Annotated in this window: 19 protein-coding genes; 14 read left to right on the top strand and 5 right to left on the bottom strand. The window is 72.1% G+C overall.

Annotated elements, in window-relative coordinates; translation table 11 throughout:
* The first annotated feature begins 61 nt into the window (after window positions 1–61).
* Both ACLJWH_RS27580 and ACLJWH_RS27575 read left to right on the top strand, forming a co-directional pair.
* Window positions 62–850, top strand: a complete 789-nt coding sequence (locus tag ACLJWH_RS27580) for an alpha/beta fold hydrolase (protein WP_411144463.1) — start codon at window positions 62–64, stop codon at window positions 848–850.
* A gap of 408 nt (window positions 851–1258) precedes the next feature.
* On the top strand, window positions 1259–1579 hold the full coding sequence (locus ACLJWH_RS27575; RefSeq protein ID WP_411144462.1) for a hypothetical protein: 321 nt from the start codon (window positions 1259–1261) through the stop codon (window positions 1577–1579).
* A gap of 97 nt (window positions 1580–1676) precedes the next feature.
* Here ACLJWH_RS27575 and ACLJWH_RS27570 read toward each other — a convergent pair whose 3' ends face one another.
* Window positions 1677–2282, bottom strand: coding sequence for a hypothetical protein (locus tag ACLJWH_RS27570; protein WP_411144461.1), 606 nt, complete (start codon window positions 2280–2282; stop codon window positions 1677–1679).
* Window positions 2283–2734: 452 nt separating this feature from the next.
* Entirely contained in the window at window positions 2735–3973 is a 1239-nt protein-coding gene (locus ACLJWH_RS27565) for an acyl-CoA dehydrogenase family protein (protein ID WP_411144460.1), read from the bottom strand.
* A 149-nt stretch (window positions 3974–4122) separates the two neighbouring features.
* Between ACLJWH_RS27565 and ACLJWH_RS27560 the strand changes: the two genes are divergently transcribed.
* Window positions 4123–4770 carry a TetR family transcriptional regulator gene (locus ACLJWH_RS27560; RefSeq protein WP_411144459.1) on the top strand — a complete coding sequence of 216 codons (648 nt, stop codon included), beginning with the start codon at window positions 4123–4125 and terminating at the stop codon, window positions 4768–4770.
* A 22-nt stretch (window positions 4771–4792) separates the two neighbouring features.
* On the opposite strand, the gene def is transcribed toward ACLJWH_RS27560, so the two are convergent.
* Window positions 4793–5359, bottom strand: coding sequence for a peptide deformylase (def, locus tag ACLJWH_RS27555; protein WP_411144458.1), 567 nt, complete (start codon window positions 5357–5359; stop codon window positions 4793–4795).
* Window positions 5360–5545: 186 nt separating this feature from the next.
* Between def and ACLJWH_RS27550 the strand changes: the two genes are divergently transcribed.
* The 5 genes from ACLJWH_RS27550 to ACLJWH_RS27530 all read left to right on the top strand — a co-directional run bounded on the left by ACLJWH_RS27550 (window position 5546) and on the right by ACLJWH_RS27530 (window position 10050).
* Complete coding sequence (locus tag ACLJWH_RS27550; protein ID WP_411144457.1) at window positions 5546–6784, top strand: MurT ligase domain-containing protein; 1239 nt, start codon at window positions 5546–5548, stop codon at window positions 6782–6784.
* 23 nt (window positions 6785–6807) lie between these two features.
* Window positions 6808–7536 carry a type 1 glutamine amidotransferase gene (locus ACLJWH_RS27545; protein WP_411144456.1) on the top strand — a complete coding sequence of 243 codons (729 nt, stop codon included), beginning with the start codon at window positions 6808–6810 and terminating at the stop codon, window positions 7534–7536.
* 163 nt (window positions 7537–7699) lie between these two features.
* Window positions 7700–8725 (top strand): 6-phosphofructokinase, encoded by a 1026-nt coding sequence (locus ACLJWH_RS27540; protein WP_411144455.1) that lies wholly within the window; start codon window positions 7700–7702, stop codon window positions 8723–8725.
* A gap of 107 nt (window positions 8726–8832) precedes the next feature.
* Window positions 8833–9783, top strand: coding sequence for a cytochrome c oxidase assembly protein (locus ACLJWH_RS27535; protein WP_411144454.1), 951 nt, complete (start codon window positions 8833–8835; stop codon window positions 9781–9783).
* Between the two features lie 108 nt (window positions 9784–9891).
* Complete coding sequence (locus ACLJWH_RS27530; protein WP_411144453.1) at window positions 9892–10050, top strand: hypothetical protein; 159 nt, start codon at window positions 9892–9894, stop codon at window positions 10048–10050.
* A gap of 127 nt (window positions 10051–10177) precedes the next feature.
* On the opposite strand, the gene ACLJWH_RS27525 is transcribed toward ACLJWH_RS27530, so the two are convergent.
* On the bottom strand, window positions 10178–10591 hold the full coding sequence (locus ACLJWH_RS27525; protein ID WP_411144452.1) for an SSI family serine proteinase inhibitor: 414 nt from the start codon (window positions 10589–10591) through the stop codon (window positions 10178–10180).
* A gap of 593 nt (window positions 10592–11184) precedes the next feature.
* Between ACLJWH_RS27525 and ACLJWH_RS27520 the strand changes: the two genes are divergently transcribed.
* Window positions 11185–11886 (top strand): class I SAM-dependent methyltransferase, encoded by a 702-nt coding sequence (locus ACLJWH_RS27520; RefSeq protein WP_411144451.1) that lies wholly within the window; start codon window positions 11185–11187, stop codon window positions 11884–11886.
* A 143-nt stretch (window positions 11887–12029) separates the two neighbouring features.
* Here ACLJWH_RS27520 and ACLJWH_RS27515 read toward each other — a convergent pair whose 3' ends face one another.
* The gene (locus ACLJWH_RS27515; protein WP_411144450.1) at window positions 12030–13679 is read right to left on the bottom strand and encodes an alpha/beta hydrolase; all 1650 of its coding nucleotides are present in this window, start codon (window positions 13677–13679) and stop codon (window positions 12030–12032) included.
* Window positions 13680–13953: 274 nt separating this feature from the next.
* Between ACLJWH_RS27515 and ACLJWH_RS27510 the strand changes: the two genes are divergently transcribed.
* From ACLJWH_RS27510 to ACLJWH_RS27490, 5 genes are all read left to right on the top strand, one after another.
* Window positions 13954–14730 (top strand): ABC transporter ATP-binding protein, encoded by a 777-nt coding sequence (locus ACLJWH_RS27510; protein WP_411144449.1) that lies wholly within the window; start codon window positions 13954–13956, stop codon window positions 14728–14730.
* Window positions 14727–15602: an ABC transporter permease gene (locus ACLJWH_RS27505; RefSeq protein WP_411144448.1), complete on the top strand. Its 876-nt coding sequence runs from the start codon at window positions 14727–14729 to the stop codon at window positions 15600–15602. Before ACLJWH_RS27510 ends, ACLJWH_RS27505 begins: the two co-directional genes overlap by 4 nt.
* A gap of 98 nt (window positions 15603–15700) precedes the next feature.
* Window positions 15701–16672, top strand: coding sequence for an ABC transporter substrate-binding protein (locus ACLJWH_RS27500; protein WP_411144447.1), 972 nt, complete (start codon window positions 15701–15703; stop codon window positions 16670–16672).
* A gap of 121 nt (window positions 16673–16793) precedes the next feature.
* On the top strand, window positions 16794–18215 hold the full coding sequence (locus tag ACLJWH_RS27495; RefSeq protein WP_411144446.1) for a Cys-Gln thioester bond-forming surface protein: 1422 nt from the start codon (window positions 16794–16796) through the stop codon (window positions 18213–18215).
* Between the two features lie 172 nt (window positions 18216–18387).
* Window positions 18388–19122, top strand: coding sequence for a peptidoglycan-binding domain-containing protein (locus tag ACLJWH_RS27490; RefSeq protein ID WP_411144445.1), 735 nt, complete (start codon window positions 18388–18390; stop codon window positions 19120–19122).
* The last annotated feature ends 15 nt before the right edge of the window (window positions 19123–19137 follow it).

The following is a 19137-nucleotide window of genomic DNA, read 5'->3' as shown; positions in this document are numbered from 1 at the left end:
CGCGGGACTCCTTCGCGGCCCACCCCCGTCCGCCAGACACCGCAGACCAGGAGCGAAGTCCGTGCGCAGTGCCGCCGTGACGCCGCGAGGCGACCGCATACGTTGGATCGAGCTGCCCGGCCGCGCGGATGACTGGCCCGCCCGGGTGTATCTGCACGGTCTGGGCGCCGCCTCGTTCGCCTACTTCGGCGAGACGGCCGTTCATCCGCTGCTGGCCGGACGGCGCTCCCTGCTGGTCGATCTGCTCGGTTTCGGCCTCAGCGACCGGCCCACGGCGTTCGACTACACCCTGGAGTCGCACGCGGACGCGCTGGCCGCCGCCCTCGACGCGGCGGATGTCGCCGGCGCGGAGGTCATCGCGCACAGCATGGGCGGGTCGGTGGCCCTCGTCCTCGCCGCCCGGCATCCGCGGCTGGTGTCGCGGCTGGTGCTGGCGGACGCCAATCTCGACCCGCTCGAACCCGCCCGGGGCGCACCGGGAAGCCGCGGTATCGCCTCGTACACGGAGGCGGAATTCCTGACCGGCGGCCGGGAGGAGATCCGGGCGTCGGCCGGCGCCCTGTGGTGGGCCACCATGCGCCTGGCCGGTCGGGAGGCGCTGTACCGCAGTGCGGTGCATCTGGTCCGCGGCAGCTCACCGGTCATGCGCACCCTGCTGCGGGACCTGGACATCCCGCGTACGTTTCTCTTCCCGGCCGCCGACGGCCCGCTGCCCGGCACCGGTGAACTCACCGAAGCGGGCGTCGCGGTGGTACCGCTGCCCGATTGCGGCCACAACATGATGCTGGACAACCCGGACGGGTTCGCCGCCGCCACCGCGACCGCCCTGACCGCGGGAGCGCGGCCCTGAGCGGGCGGACCGGCCGCGCCGCGTTTCCCGCCACCCACCTCCGGACCGGCCGATTTCCGAATTGGCCGATATCCGGCGCAACGATGTCGTCAACAGGATTCGCCGAGCGCTCGATCGTCCCGGGATTTGCTGCACAAATCCCGGAATTCTCCCATCCGTTGACCAGGCGCCCGGTACCGGAGCGGAGAAGGCGACGACCTCGCGAACAAGCCGCCACCGCGCTCTCCGCATGGCGGAAACACCACTCCCCGCGGCGTCACCGCCATGCCATGATCGTCGCCATATTCATTCGGACTGCACGATTGAATGCGCTGCACAACCGAATGCAGTGCACGGCTGAATGTGCTGCTTGATTGCGATCCTGCACCATAAATGAACCCGCACCATGAATGAACGGAATGGTGACCCATGCGTCGGAAGATATTCAGCGGTCTCGCGGCCGGCGTCGCTCTCGCCGGAGCGCTCCTCGGGGCGGCACCGGCCGCTCAGGCCAGCACTCCGGGGACCGCGTCCCTCAATTGCGTGAACGAATACATCGGCGACAACGGCTCGCAGTCCTACTACCACGTGCAGTGCGGGGTGACCGAACCGACGACATGGTGGGCCAACGTCGCCTGCTCCAACGGCAGCGTCAACACCACAGGGCCCTACAGCTCGTTCCGCGAGGTATTCGTGTACTGCCCCGCGGGAACGCAGGCGCAGCGGGGCTGGGTCAGCAGCAGCGGCTGACCGAATCCGAGTCCGCATTTCCTGCCCGCGGCGGCACTTCGCTCGTCCGCGTCAACGCTTTCCTTTTCCCGCGTCGGCGCATTGCCGTCTTCGTAAGTCAGCGGCCCGCCGCCGCGGCGTTCGCGGCGGCGGTTTCGACGAGCTGAATCGCTTCCTCCGCCCTGCGGCCCGGCACCTGATTCCAATCGCCGATCAGTCCGGGCCAGCCCCGCCGCCGCAGTTCCGCCAGGACGTACCGGGCCGCCTCGTGCGCGGTGTGTTCTGTGCCAACGCCGAGTCCGTCGACCGCCGTGCAGATCGCACCGCAGACGCAGCGCCGTCCGCGCAGGTCGCGGAGGCGGTGCGGTTTCTGCTGCCAGCCCCACCGGCGGAGGATCTCGGCGGCGACGGTGAGCTGGGTGCTGGGCCGGTGGGAGAGATCGGCGCGGGTGCGGTGCGCCCAGTCGGGGAGGACGCGGGCGAGGCGGCCGGGGAGGCGGACCTCGACGGCGGGCCGGGTGCCGTGGACGGGAACGCCGCGGAGCGCCTCGGTGACCAGCTCGTCGACGGTGACGGTCAGCAGCCTGCGGGCGGCGGAGGCGGCGGGGGCGGTGCGTTCCCATCCGGCGGTGACACCGGCCCACGCCTCGGCCTCCGCCACCGGGATGACGACCCGGCCCGCGGCGCGGTCGAGGGCGGCGGGGGTGAGGACGGGCGCCGGCACGGGTCAGCCCGCCCTCGCGGGGCAGCCGGCGCGTGCACCGTTCTTGGGCAGGGCGGCGCCCGTCACCTCCGGATGCGCCCGGGATCTCGGCATCACCCGGCAGACAATGCCTGATATCACCGGACATATATCGAATTACCCGAAGACCGCACCCGGACGGCACCCGAACAGCGGGCGGACGCGCTCCGGGCCAGGTCCGGGCACACCCCTCGCCACCCCGTCCGCCCGCCGCCCGGACGCGAGCCCCGAGCCATGGGGCGCGGCCGCGTCCGAACGGCCCCCGGTCGCGCTGCCACTGACCAGCTCGACCCTCTCAGCCTTCTCGGTTCTCTCAGCTTTCTCGGTTCTCTCGGCTTCCGCGCCCAACTGCACGGCCCCGCAGCACAGCTGCCCCATGAGGGCGAGCGCACCACCGCAACGAACCAGGTCCGGGCGGCCCGCCCCGGTTTCCGCTACCGGATCGGCATCCCCGACAGGGTGCGGGCGATGACCAGCCGCTGGATCTCACTCGTGCCTTCGAAGATGGTGTAGATCGCCGCGTCGCGGTGCATCCGCTCGACCGGGTACTCGCGCGTGAAGCCGTTGCCGCCGAGGATCTGGACGGCCTGCGCGGTGACCTTCTTGGCGACCTCGCTGGCGTAGAGCTTCGACATCGAGCCCTCGGCGGAGGTGAAGGGCTTGCCGTTGGTCGCCATCCAGGAGGCCCGCCAGACCAGCAGGCGGGCGGCGTCGATCTGGGTACGCATATCGGCGAGCTGGAAGGCGACGCCCTGGTTGTCGATGATCGGCCGGCCGAACTGGGAGCGGGTCTTCGCGTACTCCAGGGCCTCTTCGTACGCGGCGCGGGCGGTGCCCACGGCCATGGCACCGACGGCCGGACGGGACGCCTCGAAGGTGGCCATGGCCGCGTTCTTCACGCCCCCGGACGCCCCGGTGCCGCCGTTCCTGGCGCGCTCGCGGGCCCGCGCCAGGCGCTCGTCCAGCTTCTCCTTGCCGCCGAGCAGGCAGTGGCCGGGTATCCGGACGTTCTCCAGGACGACCTCGGCGGTGTGCGAGGCGCGGATGCCGTGCTTCTTGAACTTCTGCCCCTGGGAGAGACCGGGGGTGCCCGGGGGAACGATGAAGGAGGCGTGACCCCTGGAACCGGCCTCGGGGTCCACGACCGCGACGACGACATGGACGTTGGCGATACCGCCGTTGGTGGCCCAGGTCTTGGTGCCGTTGAGCACCCATTCGTCCTTGGCCTCGTCGTACACCGCGCGGGTGCGCATCGCGGAGACGTCCGAGCCGGCGTCCGGCTCCGAGGAGCAGAAGGCGGCGACCTTGACGTCGCCGGCGTCGCCGTACATCTGGGGCACCCAGGTGCCGATCTGCTCCTCGGTGCCGTTGGCGAGCACACCGACGGCGGCGAGTCCGGTGCCCACGATGGACAGGCCGATGCCGGCGTCGCCCCAGAAGAGCTCCTCCATGGTCATGGGGATGCCGAGGCCCGTGGGGTCGAAGAACTGCTGGGCGTAGAAGTCGAGGGAGTACAGACCGATCTTGGCGGCTTCCTGGATGACGGGCCAGGGAGTCTCCTCGCGCTCGTCCCATTCGGCGGCGGCGGGGCGCATGACCTCCGCGGCGAAGCCGTGAATCCAGTCGCGGACCTCCCGCTGTTCGTCGTTGAGCTCCATGGTGAACTCGGCCATGTCCCCTCCAGCATTGCGTTACTTGCGGTAACAGGAGTCTGTTACCGGCCAGTAAGGGATGTCAACTCCCCCGGGCCTCGACTTCGCCGCGCAGTTCGGGTGTTACGTTGCGCGAGCGCCACGGATTCACAAGGGTGGGGAGCACGACCATGGAAAGCACACAGCACAGCGGCCGCCAGCAGGCCGCGACCGAGCGGCGACGGCGGGAGCTCCTGGAGGCCGCGGACCGGATCGTGCTGCGCGACGGCCCGGGAGCGTCGATGAACGCGATCGCCGCCGAGGCCGGTATCACCAAGCCGATCCTCTACCGGCACTTCGGCGACAAGGGCGGGCTCTACCGCGCGCTCGCCGTGCGGCACACGGACGCGCTGCTGGACGGACTGCGGGCCGCGCTGGACTCCCCCGTACCGCGCCGCGACCGCGTCGAGGCGACCCTCGACACCTATCTCGCCGCGATCGAGGCCCGACCTCAGGTGTACCGGTTCCTGATGCACCCGGCCGACGAGGAGAACCCGGCGGAGACCGGCTTCGACGTGGGGCGGCACTCCGCCCCGCTGCTGCGCAGGCTCGGCGAGGAACTGGCCAAGGTGATCGGCGAACGGCTCGACCTGGGGCCGGCCGGCGAGGAGATGGCCCGGGTGTGGGGGCACGGCATCGTCGGCATGATGCACGCGGCCGGCGACTGGTGGCTGCGGGAACGTCCCTGCTCCCGGGAGCAGTTGGTGCGGCATCTGACCGAGCTGCTGTGGGGCCGGCTGGCCGTCGCCGCGGACCGGGCGGACGGCCCCGGCTTCTGAGCCGGACGGAGCGGCCGGACGCTCAGCAGCCGGGGCCGGAGGCTCCCGCCCGCGCCGCCCACGGGGCACGGGCCGCCGCGCGCAGCGCCCGGCGGCGGCGCAGCCCGGTGAGGTGATCGACGTACAGACCGCCGTCGAGGTGGTCGCACTCGTGCTGGAGACAGCGGGCGAAGAACCCGGTGCCGGTCACGGTCCGCGGTTCGCCGGTCACACTGACGCCCTCCACCACGGCGTGGTCGTGGCGCGGGGTGCCGGCCTCGATGCCGGGGAGCGAGAGGCAGCCCTCCGGTCCGCGGAAGACCGGGCCGTCGGCCTCGACGAGCCGGGGGTTCACGAGATGCCCGAGGTGGCGGCGGTCCTCGTCGTCGGGGCAGTCGTAGACGAACACCCGCAGCGGGACGCCGATCTGATTGGCCGCGAGGCCGACACCGCGGGCGGCGTACATTGTCGCGTACATGTCCTCGATCAGCCGGGCCAGCCCGTCGTCGAAGGCGGTGACCTCCCGGCAGGGCTCGGTCAGGGCCGGATCGCCCAGCAGTCGCAGGGGTCGCGGGCGGCCGGTGGTACCGGGGATCGTGCGGGAAGGCATGGCGTCAAGGGTACGTTCCGGGCGCGGCCGGATGTCGTCGCACGGGTGGCGGGGTGCGGGGCCGCCGTCGGATCTCGATAGGCTGATCCCCGACCGAAGCCTCCGGCCGGTCATCGGCTGCGGAGGAAGCGCTCCACCGGCAGCCCACTGGGCAGGAGGGCGCGGATGCAAGGAGGATCAAGGACGATGGCAGGCAACACGGAGCCGCTGTCGCCGCGGGCCAAGCTGGCCGTGACGGCGGGCAAGGCTGCGGCGGCGGTATCGCGCGCGGCGGGCCGCGGCAGCGGATCGGTGATCGGTGGCCGGGTGGCACTCAAGCTCGACCCCGACCTGCTGGCGCGGCTGGCACGGCACTTGGACGTCATCCTGGTGTCGGCGACCAACGGGAAGACGACCACCACGCGACTGATCGCGGAGGCGCTCCGGGCCAGTGGCCCGGTGGTCTCCAACGCGCTCGGCGCCAACATGCCGGCGGGTATCACCTCCGCGCTGGCCGGTGGTTCGGACGCCCGTTACGGCGTCATCGAGGTGGACGAGAAGTACCTTTCCGGCGTCGCGAGGGATGTGACGCCGAAGGCCATAGCGCTGCTGAACCTCTCGCGTGACCAGCTCGACCGCGCCGCGGAGACCCGCATGCTGGCCGAGCACTGGCGCGAGGGTCTGGCCGGTTCGAAGGCGTTGATCATCGCCAACGCGGACGACCCGCTGATCGTGTGGGCGGCCTCGTCGTCCGCGAACGTGGTCTGGGTCGCGGCCGGGCAGGAGTGGAAGGACGACGCCTGGTCCTGCCCGTCGTGCGGCGGTGTGATGCAGCGGCCGGGCGACGACTGGTTCTGCGGCGAGTGCGGCTTCCGCCGTCCGACGCCGAGCTGGGCGCTCTCCGGCGACCATGTGCTGGACCCGAACGGCAGCGCGTGGCCGATCCGGCTGCAACTGCCGGGCCGGGCCAACAAGGCGAACGCCACGACGTCGGCCGCGGTCGCGGCCGCCTTCGGGGTGCCGCCGCAGGTCGCCCTGGAGCGGATGTACGCGGTCCAGGCCGTGGCCGGCCGCTACGACGTGGTCACCTTCATGGAGCGGGAGCTGCGGCTGCTGCTGGCGAAGAACCCGGCCGGCTGGCTGGAGACGTTCTCACTGATCGACCCGCCGCCGACCCCGGTGATCCTGTCCGTGAACGCCCGCGGCGCGGACGGCACCGACACCTCGTGGCTGTGGGACGTCGACTACACCCGGCTCGCCGGGCACCCGATCTTCGTGATCGGCGACCGCAAGCTCGACCTGGCGGTGCGGCTGGAGGTCGCCGGGCTGGACTTCCACGTCTGCGAGAACGTCGACGAAGCGGTGCGGATGGCGCCGCCCGGCCGGATCGAGGTCATTGCCAACTACACAGCCTTCCAGGACCTGCGACGACGGGTGGGGAACTGACCGCGATGCGAGGACGAGCCAGAATGAGCGACAACAGCCTGCGGCTGGTGTGGATCTACCCGGATCTGCTGAGCACCTACGGCGACCAGGGCAATGCCCTGGTGGTGGAGCGGCGGGCCCGCCAGCGCGGCCTGGACGTGCAGCGCGTGGACGTACGGTCCGACCAGCAGATCCCCACCTCGGGTGACATCTATCTGATCGGCGGCGGCGAGGACCGGCCGCAGCGGCTGGCGGCCGAGCGGCTGCGCCGCGACGGCGGGCTGAACCGCGCGGTCTCCAACGGCGCGATCGTCTTCTCGGTGTGCGCCGGGTACCAGATCCTGGGCCGCGAGTTCATCAACGACCTCGGGGAGCGGGAAGAGGGCCTGGGGCTGCTGGACGTGGTGAGCACCCGCGGCGAGGGCGGGCGGTGCGTCGGCGATGTGCTGGCCGACATCGACCCGCAGTTGGGGCTGCCGCCGCTGACCGGCTTCGAGAACCACCAGGGTGTGACGCATCTGGGGCAGACCGCCCGGCCGTTCGCCAAGGTGCGGTTCGGCAACGGCAACGGCGTCGGCGACGGCTACGAGGGCGCGTGGAACGACACCGTCTTCGGTACGTACATGCACGGCCCGGTGATGGCCCGCAATCCGCATATCGCGGATCTGCTGATCAAGCTGGCGCTGGACGTGAACGCGCTGCCGCCGGCCGACGACCGGTGGTACGAGGCGCTGCGCCAGGAGCGGATCGCCGCGGCAACGCAGCCCGCGTAACGCCGAGTCCAGATTTTCGTCCGTATCCCGGACGGTTTCGTACGCCCGCAGTCCCGCACTGCGGGCGTACGTGTGCCCGGCGGCGGCTCGCTTGTAGGGTGAGCGGGATCCAACCGGACGACGGGGTCCGGGCCTCCGGTTGAGTTGCAGAGGTTTTACGAGCATGCGTATGGGTGTCCTCACCTCCGGCGGCGACTGCCCCGGTCTGAACGCCGTCATCCGGTCCGTCGTCCACCGCGCCACCGTCGATCACGGCGATGAGGTGATCGGCTTCCACGACGGCTGGAAGGGCCTGCTGGAGTGCGACTACCGCAAACTCGACCTCGATGCCGTCGGCGGCATCCTGGCGCGCGGTGGCACCATCCTCGGGTCGTCCCGGGTGCAGCCCGCCCATCTGCGGGACGGCGTCGAGCGGGCCCGCAGCCATGTCGCGGAGCTGGGCCTGGACGCGATCATCCCGATCGGCGGGGAGGGCACCCTGAAGGCGGCGCGGCTGCTGTCGGACGCCGGGCTGCCGATCGTCGGCGTGCCCAAGACCATCGACAACGACATCGCGGTCACGGACGTGACGTTCGGCTTCGACACCGCGGTGGGCGTCGCCACCGAGGCGCTCGACCGTCTCAAGACCACCGCGGAGTCGCACCAGCGGGTGATGATCGTCGAGGTGATGGGGCGGCACACCGGCTGGATCGCGCTGCATTCCGGGATGGCGGCCGGCGCGCACGCGATCGTGGTACCGGAGCGGCCGTTCGACATCGAGGAGCTGACCCGGCGGGTCGGTGAACGGTTCTCGGCCGGCAAGAAGTTCGCGATCGTGGTGGTCGCCGAGGGCGCCAAGCCGCGCGCGGGGACGATGTCCTTCGACGCCGGCGGCACGGACGTGTACGGCCACGAGCAGTTCGCCGGTGTCGCCCGGCAGCTCTCCCTGGAGCTGGAGCGGCGCCTGGGCAAGGAGGCCCGCCCGGTCATCCTCGGCCACGTCCAGCGCGGCGGGACGCCGACCGCCTACGACCGGGTGCTCGCCACCCGCTTCGGCTGGCACGCCGTCGAGGCCGCGCACCGCGGCGACTTCGGCAGGATGACCGCGCTGCGCGGCACGGACATCACGCTGGTCCCGCTGGCCGACGCGGTGGAGACGCTCAAGACGGTGCCCATGGAGCGCTACGACGAGGTGGAGTGCGTGCTGTGACGGCAGCGCTTCAGTCCGACGCGCTACGAACCGCCCCCGGCCGAAGGATCCGCCGGGGGCGGTTCTAGTCTGGTCGCGGCGCATCGGTACGAATCAGGAGCGAGCGGATGGATCACGGCGGACACGGCATGAACATGGATCTGCCGCCGTTCACCCTGGGGCGGGGGATGGAGTTCGGCGGTGACGCCTTCTTCGTCGTCGGCTGCCTGCTGGGGCTGGTGCTGTACGGCTGGGCGGTGCTGCGGCTGCGGCGGCGGGGTGACGCCTGGCCGGTGAGCCGTATCGTCGCCTGGGTCCTGGGCGTGGTGACGGTGGCGCTGGTGATGTGCACCAAGCTCAACGACTACGGCATGGTCATGTTCAGCGTGCACATGGTGCAGCACATGGTGATCAGCATGCTGTCGCCGATCCTGCTGCTCCTCGGCGGACCGGTGACGCTGGCGCTGCGCGCCCTGCCGGCCGCCGGGCGCGGCCGCAAGGGGCCGCGCGAACTGCTGGTGGCGCTGCTGCACAGCCGGTACATGCGGATCATCACGCACCCGGCGTTCACCATCCCGCTGTTCATCGCGAGCCTGTACGCGCTGTACTTCTCGCCGCTCTTCGACTTCCTGATGGGGTCCAGGGCCGGGCACATCGCGATGATGGTGCACTTCCTCGCGGTCGGTCTGGTGTTCTTCTGGCCGATCATGGGCGTCGACCCGGGGCCGCACCGGCCGGGCTATGTGATGCGGATGCTGGAGCTGTTCGCGGGGATGCCGTTCCACGCGTTCTTCGGTATCGCGCTGATGATGGCGACGGAGCCCATGGTCGACACGTACACGAACCCGCCGGCCTCGCTGGGCATCGACGCACTGACCGATCAGTCGGCGGCCGGCGGTATCGCCTGGGCGTTCAGCGAGATCCCGTCGGTGGTGGTGCTGATCGCGCTGGTCTTCCAGTGGTACAAGTCCGAGGAGCGCCAGTCGCAGCGCTCGGACCGGGCCGCCGAGCGCAACGGCGACAAGGATCTGGCGGACTACAACGCGTATCTCGCCTCGCTGAACGCCCGGGGGCAGTGACGCCGGGGCGGTACGGCAGCTAGCGGTACGGGCCGCGGCCGGGGACGATGGTCCCATGGCCGCGGCCCGTGGCGTGTGGCGCCCGGCCGCCCCGAGGAGGTTGCGGGTATGCCCGGATCTGCGAAGACGATGGCCGTGTGCACGGTGGGCGGGCTGGTGGTGGCGACCGCCTACACGGCGGCGTTCGGTGTCAACGGCTGGCTCTGGATCTTCTGGGCGGTGCTGGCGCTGGTGACGGTGGGGGTGCTGGCGGCGCGGAAAGCCTGACCGCGCGGCGCGCCCCCGGGACGGCACCTGGCCCGCGCGCCACCTGGTCCGCGCGGCGTCGGCACGGTCCGCGGGTGGCACCGTCCGCGGCCGGGACCGCCCCGGTGGCGTGGGGCCGGCGCCGTGCTCAGAAGCGGAAGACCGGTCCGGTGGCCGCGTCCATCGTGCAGCGGCTGGCGAATGTCCTGTGCCATTCCACCGGGCCGCCGCGCCACTCGCCGGACGCGGTGACGGTGACCGGGTCGCTCTCCTTGGTGCAGGCGTGCGGGTCGCCGCGCAGCGCGTTCAGGTCGCCGCGTGCCCAGGTCAGCGCGTCGCAGGCGGCCGTGCCGTGTGGATGGACGTGCCGGGTGTCCGGGCACTCCAGCAGCACGCCACGGATCCAGGCGCCGCCCGAACCGGACACGGTGAGGAAGAGCCCCTCGGACGAGAGGGTGGCGGCGCGGGCCGGGGCGGTCGGGGCGACGGCCAGCGCGGTCAGCACGGCCGCGGCGGCGGTCGCCGCGACGCGGGCGCATCGGCGTCGGCGGCTCACGGGCATGGGTGCCTCCTGGGGAATCGCTCGGTGGGATCGCGTGCGGGCCCAGGCCACCCCGCGGCACGGCGGCGGGCAAGCGGCCACGCCGTGAGGTCGCCCGTACGGGCCTGGCACGGGGCCGCTCGCCGGACGGGGCGGCGGGCGGGAGCCGGTCCCGGACCCACGTGCGCCGTACGGCGGGGGCCGGACCGCCCCGGGTTCCGCTCTCGCGGTACGGCGGCCCCGGCGGCGCAGCCCCCGCGACGACCGGGCCGGCCTCGTACGCGAAGACCGCGGCCTGGGTGCGGTCACGCAGGCTCAGCTGCGTTCCGGGACAGCCCCGGTCATACCTGAGAGCTACGTCCAGGGATGGCTCCTGAGCGCGACGCCGTCGAGGGCCCGCCGGATCTAGCCTTCTCCCCAGTGGGGCGGAGGAACGACGGCCGGGAAGGACGGAACAGCTCTGCGCGGAACGGGAGTTGGGCGCGGAAGAGCTGCCGCTGACCGTCGCTGTGGCGCTCGCGCCGGCGGTCACGGCCGCGGGCCGGCCCCCTCCCCGGCCGTGAGAAGAATTCCCGTCCCCCCTCTTTTCCGTGATCTTGAAGGAGATATCCACCATGGCGGCGATAACCGTCGAATATGTGCGCACCCTGTATGTGAAGTACGCGGAAGACCTGCGGAAGGTACGGGACGCGCAGCGGCAGTTGCTCCGGGATCGCGGGAAGTCGATGAAGGCTCAGCTCGACGATTTCGAGGCGGAGGTGACCTATCTGCTGCTGCGTGATCTGCGGCCGGAGACCGTGGTGGAGGTCGGGACGTTCCACGGCTGGTCCACCCAGTGGCTCCTGAGCGCGCTGCGCGACAACGGGACGGGCCATCTGTACTCGTTCGACATCGTGGACACCGTGGTGCGCAATGTTCCCGGCGAACTCGCCGCGGAGCGCTGGACGTTCACCAAGGGGGACGTCCGGGACCACCTGGCCGAAGTCCCCGCGACGACGGACTACCTCTTCATCGACGCGGACCACGGGGCGCGTTTCGCCCGCTGGTACATCGAGAATCTCTTCGCCGCCGTCCCGGCCGGCACGCCCACCAGCGTCCACGACGTCTTCCACGGAGCGCGGCCGAAGCCGTTCAGCGAAGGATCGGTCATCCTGAGGTGGCTGGCCGAGCGGGGCATCGAGTTCTTCACCCCGTCGACCGCCAGGGCTCCGGAGGTGACGCGGCAGCTCGCGGTGACCAAGGGCGAGGTGGGACTGGACGAGCCGGTCCGGGGCGACAGCGATCACAACCCGATGGTCTTCTTCACCCTTCCGTAGCGGCGGCGCGGAGCCGGTGTGCGCGCGGTCCGGCCGGACCGGCGGCCGGCTCCGGTGCCGCCGTCCGCCGACACGGAACGGGCGGCCGGGAGAGTTCCCGGCCGCCCGTGTGTGCCCTCATGGCTGAGGTGCGGTGGCGCCTGTCAGTGGACGGCCGGCAGGTCGGCGGCGGCCGTGGCGGCACCCTTGGCAGCGGCCGTGGCCGCCGGCGTACGGGGCTGCGGCGTGGCGTGCGGGGCGCACGTCACGTCCTTCGGGTCGGTCGTACCGTGCAGGAAGTACGCGTCGACCCGGTCGTTGATGCAGGGGTTGACCTGGCCGGTGACACCGTGCGAACCGGCGTCCCGCTCGGTGATCAGGCGAGAGCCCTTGAGGCGCTTGTGCAGTTCGACGGCGCCTTCGTAGGGAGTGGCCGCGTCACGGGTGCTCTGCACGATCAGGACACTGGGCAGGCCCTTGCCGGACTTGACGTCGACCGGCCGCTGCTGCTTGACCGACCAGGTGGCGCAGGGCAGGTTCATCCAGGCGTTCGCCCAGGTCATGAACGGGGCCTTGGCGTGCACCCGGGTGTTGTCTCGGTTCCAGGTGTTCCAGTTGGTGGGCCACTTGGTGTCGGTGCACTCGACGGCCGTGTAGACGGCGTTGCTGTTCTCCGAGCTGATGTTGCCCGCGATGTCCTTGAGGTCCGGCCCGGCGTTCTGCACCAGCGGCTTCTCGTTGCCGGAGAGGTACGCGCTCCAGACCTCGGCGACCGAGGTCCACATCGAGTCGTAGTACGGCGCGTTCTGGAAGAAACCGGTCAGCTCGGCGGGGCCGACGACGCCGCCGATCGGGTTCTTCTTGGCGGTCGCGCGCAGCTTCTCCCACTGTGCCTGGACCTTCTGCGGCGTGTCGCCGATGTGGTAGGCCGCGTCGTTCTTGGCGACCCACTTCTTCCAGTCGCCCCAGCGCGTCTCGAAGGCGACGTCCTGGTCGAGGTTGGCCTGGTACCAGACCTTCTCGCGGGCGGGGTTGACGACGCTGTCCACGAGCATCCGGCGGACGTGGTCCGGGAAGAGCGTGGCGTAGACGGCGCCCAGGTAGGTGCCGTAGGAGACGCCCAGGTAGTTGAGCTTCTTCTCGCCGAGCGCGGCGCGGATGACGTCCAGGTCGCGGACGGTGTTCAGCGTCGTCATGTACGGCAGCAGGTCACCGCTGCGCTGCTTGCAGCCGTCGGCGTACTCCTTGGCGAGCTTGCGCTGGGCGCGCTTGTCCGCCTCGCTGTCCGGCACCGGGTCGGCCTTGGGGGCCTTGACGAACTCCTGCGGATCGGTGCAGGAGATCGGCGCGGAGTGGCCGACGCCGCGCGGGTCGAAGCCGACGTAGTCGTAGGCGCGGGCGGTCTTGGCCCACAGCGCGCTCTTGTTGGTGATGCGGGTCGGGAACCGCAGGCCGGAACCGCCGGGGCCGCCGGGGTTGTAGATGAGGGAGCCCTGGCGCTCCGCCTTGCCGCCGGTGTTCACGGCCCGGTCAACGGCGATCTTGATCGTGCGTCCGTCGGGCTTGGCGTAGTCGACCGGGACGGTGACGTAGCCGCACTGGACCGGGGCGCTCACACCCCAGTCCGCGGGGCAGGTCTGCCAGTCGATCCCCGCCTTGGCGGCGCGCGCGGCGGCGGTCACCACGCCGCGGGCCTCGGGCGATCCGCTCTGGTGACGCTCGCCCGCGCTGGCGGACGGGGCGGCTATCGCGCCGACGAGGAGCGTGCCCGTCACCAGGGTGCCGGCGGCACCGAGCGCTGCTGTTCTTCTCACGTGGTTGTTCCCCCTGCATGGTGCGCCGCCCGCGGCGGCGGTGATCACAGAGCTACAGGGGGGATCCTGTCTCTTCCTGTACCTTCCTGAATAGGTTTGACCACTGTTTCTTTACCAATCCGTGGTGTTCACGCGGTTGCCGGGAGGCGGCGGGAAGGTGGTGACCGCGTAGCGGAAACGGGTGCGGTGGAGGGCCGGGGCAGGGGACGGGTCCGGTCCCGGGCAATCCGCGGCAGGCGGTGTCCCCGGTCCGCGTCCCGGGTAACGTCCGGCCATGACCGTCCCCATGCTGTCGGCCGAGGACCTCGGCAAGTTCTTCCTCTCCGGTGACGGCCGGGTGATCCGGGCCCTGGACGGGGTGTCCCTGACCGTGCGGGAAGGAGAGTTCGTCTGCGTGGTCGGCCCTTCGGGGTGCGGAAAGTCCACGCTGCTGCGGATACTCGGCGGGCTGGAGCACCCTTCGTCGGGCCGGGTCGAGCGGCGTCCGGGGCGGCCCCCGGTCCCGTCGGTGTCGTTCGTCTTCCAGGACTTCGCCGTACTGCCCTGGCTGACGGTGCGGAGCAACGCGGCGTTCGGCCTGCGGATGGCGGGCGTGCGCCGGCGCCGGGCCGAACAGGCCGCGGACGAGTGGCTGCGGCGGATGGACCTCGCCGAGTTCGCGGACAGCTATCCCGACCAGCTCTCCGGCGGGATGCGCCAACGGCTCGCGCTGGCACGCGCGTTCACGACCGGCAGCCCGGTGCTCCTGATGGACGAGCCGCTCGGCGCACTGGATCCGCAGACCAGGCGGCTGATGCAGGAACAGCTGCTGACCCTGTGGCAGGAGGAGCGCACCACCGTGGTGCTGGTGACCCACTCGATCGACGAGGCGATCCTGCTGGGCGACCGGGTGCTGGTGATGTCCGCGCGTCCGGGCCGGCTGACCGATGAGTTCGCGGTGCCGTTCCCCCGGCCGCGCGATCCCGGTATCCAGGACAGCCCGGAGTTCGGCCGGCTGCGCGCCCGGGTCTGGGACGAACTGCGCGGCCAGCTCACGGTGCACGCCCGGTGAGCGCCCCCGCGGACGCGCCCGACCGGGACCGCCGGGCCGCGCGCGCCGTCGCCGTCCGGGTCCGGCGCACCGCCTGGCGCCATACCGCGCTCGGCCTGGCGGTCCCGGCCGGGCTGCTGCTGGCCTGGCAGCTGGCCGCCCGAGCGGGCGCGATCGACACCCTGCTGTTCCCGCCGCCGTCCCGCATCGCCGCCCGGCTGGGCGAGCTGGCCTCCTCCGGCGAGCTGGGCACGCATACCGCCGCCACTCTGCGGCGGCTGCTGCCCGGCTATGCGCTGGGGTCCGTGACCGGCGCACTGGCCGGGTTCGTGATGGGTGTCTCGCGCACCGCGGACGCCGCGTTCGGCCCGCTCTTCTCGGCGCTGTACGCCGTCCCGAAGATCGCCACGCTGCCGCTGCTGCTCCTGATCTTCGGGCTGACCGAGACACCCAAGGTGCTGTCGGTCGCCATCACCGTCTTCTTCGTCCTCCAGATCAACACCGCGGCGGGGGTGCGGCAGATCGATCCACGGCTGCTGGAGTCCGCCCGCTCGTACGGCGCGTCGGGTCTGCGGCTGCTGCGGTTCGTGCTGCTGCCGGGCGCTCTCCCGGGGGTGCTGACCGGGCTGCGTACGGCCGCCGGGCTCGGCGTCATGGTCGTGGTGGCCGTCGAGTTCGTGGCGTCCGACAGCGGTCTGGGCTATCTGATCTGGAACTCCTGGACGCTCTTCCAGCCCGACCGGATGTATGTGGGGCTGGTCGCGGTCGCCGTGCTGGGCGCGCTCTTCTCCGCCGCCGTGGCGCTGGCCGGACGCCTGGCCATGCCGTGGCGGTCCGACGGCGGGCGGTGGCCGGGGCCGGGGCGCCGTGGCCGTGCCGGGGAGCGCGGGTGATCCCCCGGTCCGGCTCCGCCCGGCCCCCGGCTCCCGCCGCCTTCGCCTCTCCTGTCGCCCCTCGTGCCGTTGTCCCCGCCGGTCCCGGAAGGTCTCCCATGCGTCACCGCCGCGCTGCCCTGCTCGCCCTGCTGCCCGCCCTCAGCCTGCTCGCCGCCTGTACGGGCGGTGGCGGGCCGGGCGGGGCCGACGGGTCCACGGTGCGGGTCGCCCATGTGCCGTCCACCCTCTTCGCACCGCTGTATGTCGCCGCGGCCAAGGGCTACTTCGCGGCGCAGGGCATCAAGGTCGAGTTGCGGAAGGTGCGGGCGGGTCAGGACGCGGTGCCGCTGGCCGCCTCGGGAAAGGTGGAGGCGGTGGTGGCCGGCTTCTCCGCCGGTCTGTTCAACGGGGTGTCCCAGGGTCTGGGGGTGAAGGTCACCGCGTCCATGGGCGCCTCGACCGGTGACCGGCCCTCGCCCACCGCGCTGGAGGTGTCCAAACGGCTGGTGGCCGCCGAGAAGATGGCGGGCCCCGCCGGGCTGCGCGGGCGCCGGATCGCGGTGGCGGGCGGCGCGGGCGCGGCCGGCGGCTATCAGCTGGCCGCCACCCTGCGGGCGTCGGGGCTGACGCTCAAGGACGTGACGGTGGTCAACGTCTCGATCCCCGATATGCGCACCGCGCTCGCCGACGGCGGGGTGGCCGCCGCGCTGGCGCCCGCGCCCTTCACCACGGCGATGGAGGAGGCCGGGGTAGCGGTGCCGCTGGCCGTACCGCCCAAGGGCACCACCGCGACCGGGGTGGTCTTCTCCCCCGCGTTCACCGGCAAGCCGGCCGCGCGCAAGTTCCTCACCGCGCTGCGCAAGGGTGCCGCCGAACTCCAGGGCGCGGGGCGGACGTCGGAGCGGAACCTCGCCATCCTGGCGGAGGCGACCGGACAGCGCGTCGACGTGCTGCGCAACACCCCGCCGTACCAGTGGGATCCGCAGCTGAGGCCCGATACCGGCCAGTTGATGAAGCAGCAGGATGCCTACCGTGCGGCCGGGCTGCTCAGCGGGAAGTCCGTTACCGCGGACGACCTGGTGCGGTGATTCCCTCCTTTCGATGACCGACCGATCAACCTTTGGCCGCCGTGGGTGTGATCCGTCGCGCTTGGATGGTGTCCGGCCGCTGTTCAGCCGGTCATTCCACCCCCATCGCGAGGAATACACCATGTTCTGTGAACGCAGACGAGGGACGGCTCGTCTGTACGCCGCCGTGACGGCGGCGGCTCTTGCGGCGAGTGCGCTCGTCATGTCCACCCCGGCAGCGGCCGATCCGCAGGACGATCCGGCCGGTGCGCACGGCGCCACGGCGACGCTCGGCGGCCTCTCGGTGTCCGGACGCGTGACCCTGCACGACGGCCACGGGACGCGGGAGATGGCCGCCGGGCTCTTCGACCTGGCCGTGGACGGCGGCGGCACTCTTCGGACGTACTGCATCGACATCTTCAACCCGACCCAGCCCAGGGCCACTTACCAGGAGACGCCCTGGAAGGAGAGCTCGCTCCACGACAACCCCGACGCGGGCAAGATCCGCTGGATCCTCCAGAACTCCTATCCGCAGGTGACGGACCTCGGCCGGCTCGGCAGCGCCGCCGGGGTCGGCACGCTCACCAAGGAGCAGGCCGCCGCGGGCACCCAGGCCGCGATCTGGCGGTTCTCCGACCATGTGGACGCACGGGCCAAGGACCCGGTTGCCGAGAAGCTCGCCGGATACCTCCAGCGCAGCGCCAGGACCGTCGAAGAGCCCCGGCCCTCCCTCGCGTTGACCGCCGAGGACCTGGCCGGCAAGAGCGGGGAGCGGCTCGGCCCGCTCACGGTCGCCACCAGCGCCGACAAGGTCGCGGTCGCGGTGGACGCCGAGGCCCAAAGCCGCAAGGTCTCCGTGGTGGACTCGGCCGGCAAGCCCGTCACCACCGCGGTCAACGGCTCCCGGTTGTACGTCGACGTCCCGGCGGGCACCGCGGCGGGCAGTGCGACGGTCAAGGCCGAGGCGACCACCTCGGTCCCGGTCGGCCGGGTGTTCACCGGCGTCGGCCACAACAAGGGCAGCCAGACGATGATCCTGGCCGGCTCCAGCGCCGGTGCGGTCACCGCCGAGGCCGTCGCGACCTGGGCGAAGGCCGGCGAGAAGACGGCCGTACCGTCCGTCGGGGCACGGAAGAACTGCGCCAAGGGCGGGGTGGACATCACGGCCGCCAACAAGGGGGACGCGGACTACACCTTCACGGTGGCGGGCAAGGAGCACACCGTCCGGGCCGGCGGGTCCTCGACGGTCACCGTGCCGGTGGCGGAGGACACGGCCTACGACATCAAGGTGGCGCTGCCCGGCGGTGTGACCAAGGAGTTCAAGGGCCTGCTGGACTGCGAGACCGCGGGCAAGAAGGACGCGGGCACCGCGGCCACCCCCGCCGCGTCTCCCGGGGCGGGCGCGACCGGTGACTCCGGTGCCGGGGAAGGCGATCTGGCGGCGACCGGCAGCAGCGCCGCGACCCCGGTGATGGCGGGCGTGGCGGCGGTCCTGCTGCTCGCGGGCGGCGGCGCGGTGCTCTTCACCCGCCGGCGCAAGTCGGCCGGCGGCTCCGGCCGATGAGTCCGGGCGGCGGTGCGAGGGTGCCGCCGCCCCCTGAAATCCCCCGGCTGTTCCGTACCCCCGTGTCCGCGGGACGGCCGGGGGGCTCCCCCGCCCCGGCAGGTCGCCGGGGCGTTCGGGCCCGCGGGCACCGCATGGGTGCCGTCGCCGTACCAGTCGACCGGAGAGCGCGTTGAACCAACTGCCAGCAGAGCGGCCGGAGTCCGACGGGGCGCCCGCGCACTCCGGTGCCGCCACGGTGCACCGGCTCGACCTCTCCCTGCCCGGACCGGCGTCGCACCGCCGCCGCGGCCGGCGCGGACGGTGGCTGCCGGTGGCCGCGGGCGGTGCGGCACTGCTCGCCGCCGCCGGGATCGCCTTCGTCGGCACTGGGCGGGTGAGCCCGGAGGTACTGGTGAGCCTGCCGGACAGTGACGGCGCCGCGGCGGCCGACGACGAGACCTCCCCCTCCCCCGCTGCCACGCCGCACGGCTCCGGGCCGGGCACCCGTCCGCAGACTCCCGCCAGGAGCGGACCCGTTACGGACGCGAGCCGCGCACCGGCCGGCCAGGAGCCGGAGCGGGTCCCTTCCTCCCGCGCTGCCGCCTCGTCCGCCGCGTCCGCCGCGGAGGCGGGCGGGGCCGGGCGGCCCGCCTCCCCGAGGACATCCGCCACGCCGGCCGCCACGCCGCGTCCCGGTGGCTCCGGTCCGGCGTCGCTGCGCCGTGGTGACCGTGGCGCGGCGGTGACCGAGATGCAGCGGAAGCTCTACCGCATCGGGCTCTACCACGGCTACCGCTATGGCACCTTCGACGCCGACACGGCCGCCGCCGTGACCACGTTCCAGCGCTGGGACGGGGTAGCGGGCGATCCGCCCGGGGTCTACGGTCCGGCCACCCGGCGGGCGCTGGACCGTTGGGCCCCCTGAACCACCCGCGCCACC

The sequence above is a fragment of the Streptomyces sp. x-80 genome, from assembly GCF_046549095.1.
Lineage (GTDB): Bacteria > Actinomycetota > Actinomycetes > Streptomycetales > Streptomycetaceae > Streptomyces > Streptomyces celluloflavus.
This window is presented reverse-complemented; position numbering and strand designations above follow the sequence as displayed.

Bases quoted from the DNA above. Each gene is read 5' to 3' on its own strand.
- ACLJWH_RS27535 (WP_411144454.1), top strand. From the start codon at position 8,833: ATGGATCACGGCGGACACGGCATGAACATGGATCTGCCGCCGTTCACC.
- ACLJWH_RS27545 (WP_411144456.1), top strand. From the start codon at position 6,808: ATGAGCGACAACAGCCTGCGGCTGGTGTGGATCTACCCGGATCTGCTG.
- ACLJWH_RS27530 (WP_411144453.1), top strand. From the start codon at position 9,892: ATGCCCGGATCTGCGAAGACGATGGCCGTGTGCACGGTGGGCGGGCTG.
- ACLJWH_RS27560 (WP_411144459.1), top strand. From the start codon at position 4,123: ATGGAAAGCACACAGCACAGCGGCCGCCAGCAGGCCGCGACCGAGCGG.
- ACLJWH_RS27520 (WP_411144451.1), top strand. From the start codon at position 11,185: ATGGCGGCGATAACCGTCGAATATGTGCGCACCCTGTATGTGAAGTAC.
- ACLJWH_RS27540 (WP_411144455.1), top strand. From the start codon at position 7,700: ATGCGTATGGGTGTCCTCACCTCCGGCGGCGACTGCCCCGGTCTGAAC.
- ACLJWH_RS27495 (WP_411144446.1), top strand. From the start codon at position 16,794: ATGTTCTGTGAACGCAGACGAGGGACGGCTCGTCTGTACGCCGCCGTG.
- ACLJWH_RS27500 (WP_411144447.1), top strand. From the start codon at position 15,701: ATGCGTCACCGCCGCGCTGCCCTGCTCGCCCTGCTGCCCGCCCTCAGC.
- ACLJWH_RS27550 (WP_411144457.1), top strand. From the start codon at position 5,546: ATGGCAGGCAACACGGAGCCGCTGTCGCCGCGGGCCAAGCTGGCCGTG.
- ACLJWH_RS27525 (WP_411144452.1), bottom strand. From the start codon at position 10,591: ATGCCCGTGAGCCGCCGACGCCGATGCGCCCGCGTCGCGGCGACCGCC.
- ACLJWH_RS27565 (WP_411144460.1), bottom strand. From the start codon at position 3,973: ATGGCCGAGTTCACCATGGAGCTCAACGACGAACAGCGGGAGGTCCGC.
- def (WP_411144458.1), bottom strand. From the start codon at position 5,359: ATGCCTTCCCGCACGATCCCCGGTACCACCGGCCGCCCGCGACCCCTG.
- ACLJWH_RS27510 (WP_411144449.1), top strand. From the start codon at position 13,954: ATGACCGTCCCCATGCTGTCGGCCGAGGACCTCGGCAAGTTCTTCCTC.
- ACLJWH_RS27575 (WP_411144462.1), top strand. From the start codon at position 1,259: ATGCGTCGGAAGATATTCAGCGGTCTCGCGGCCGGCGTCGCTCTCGCC.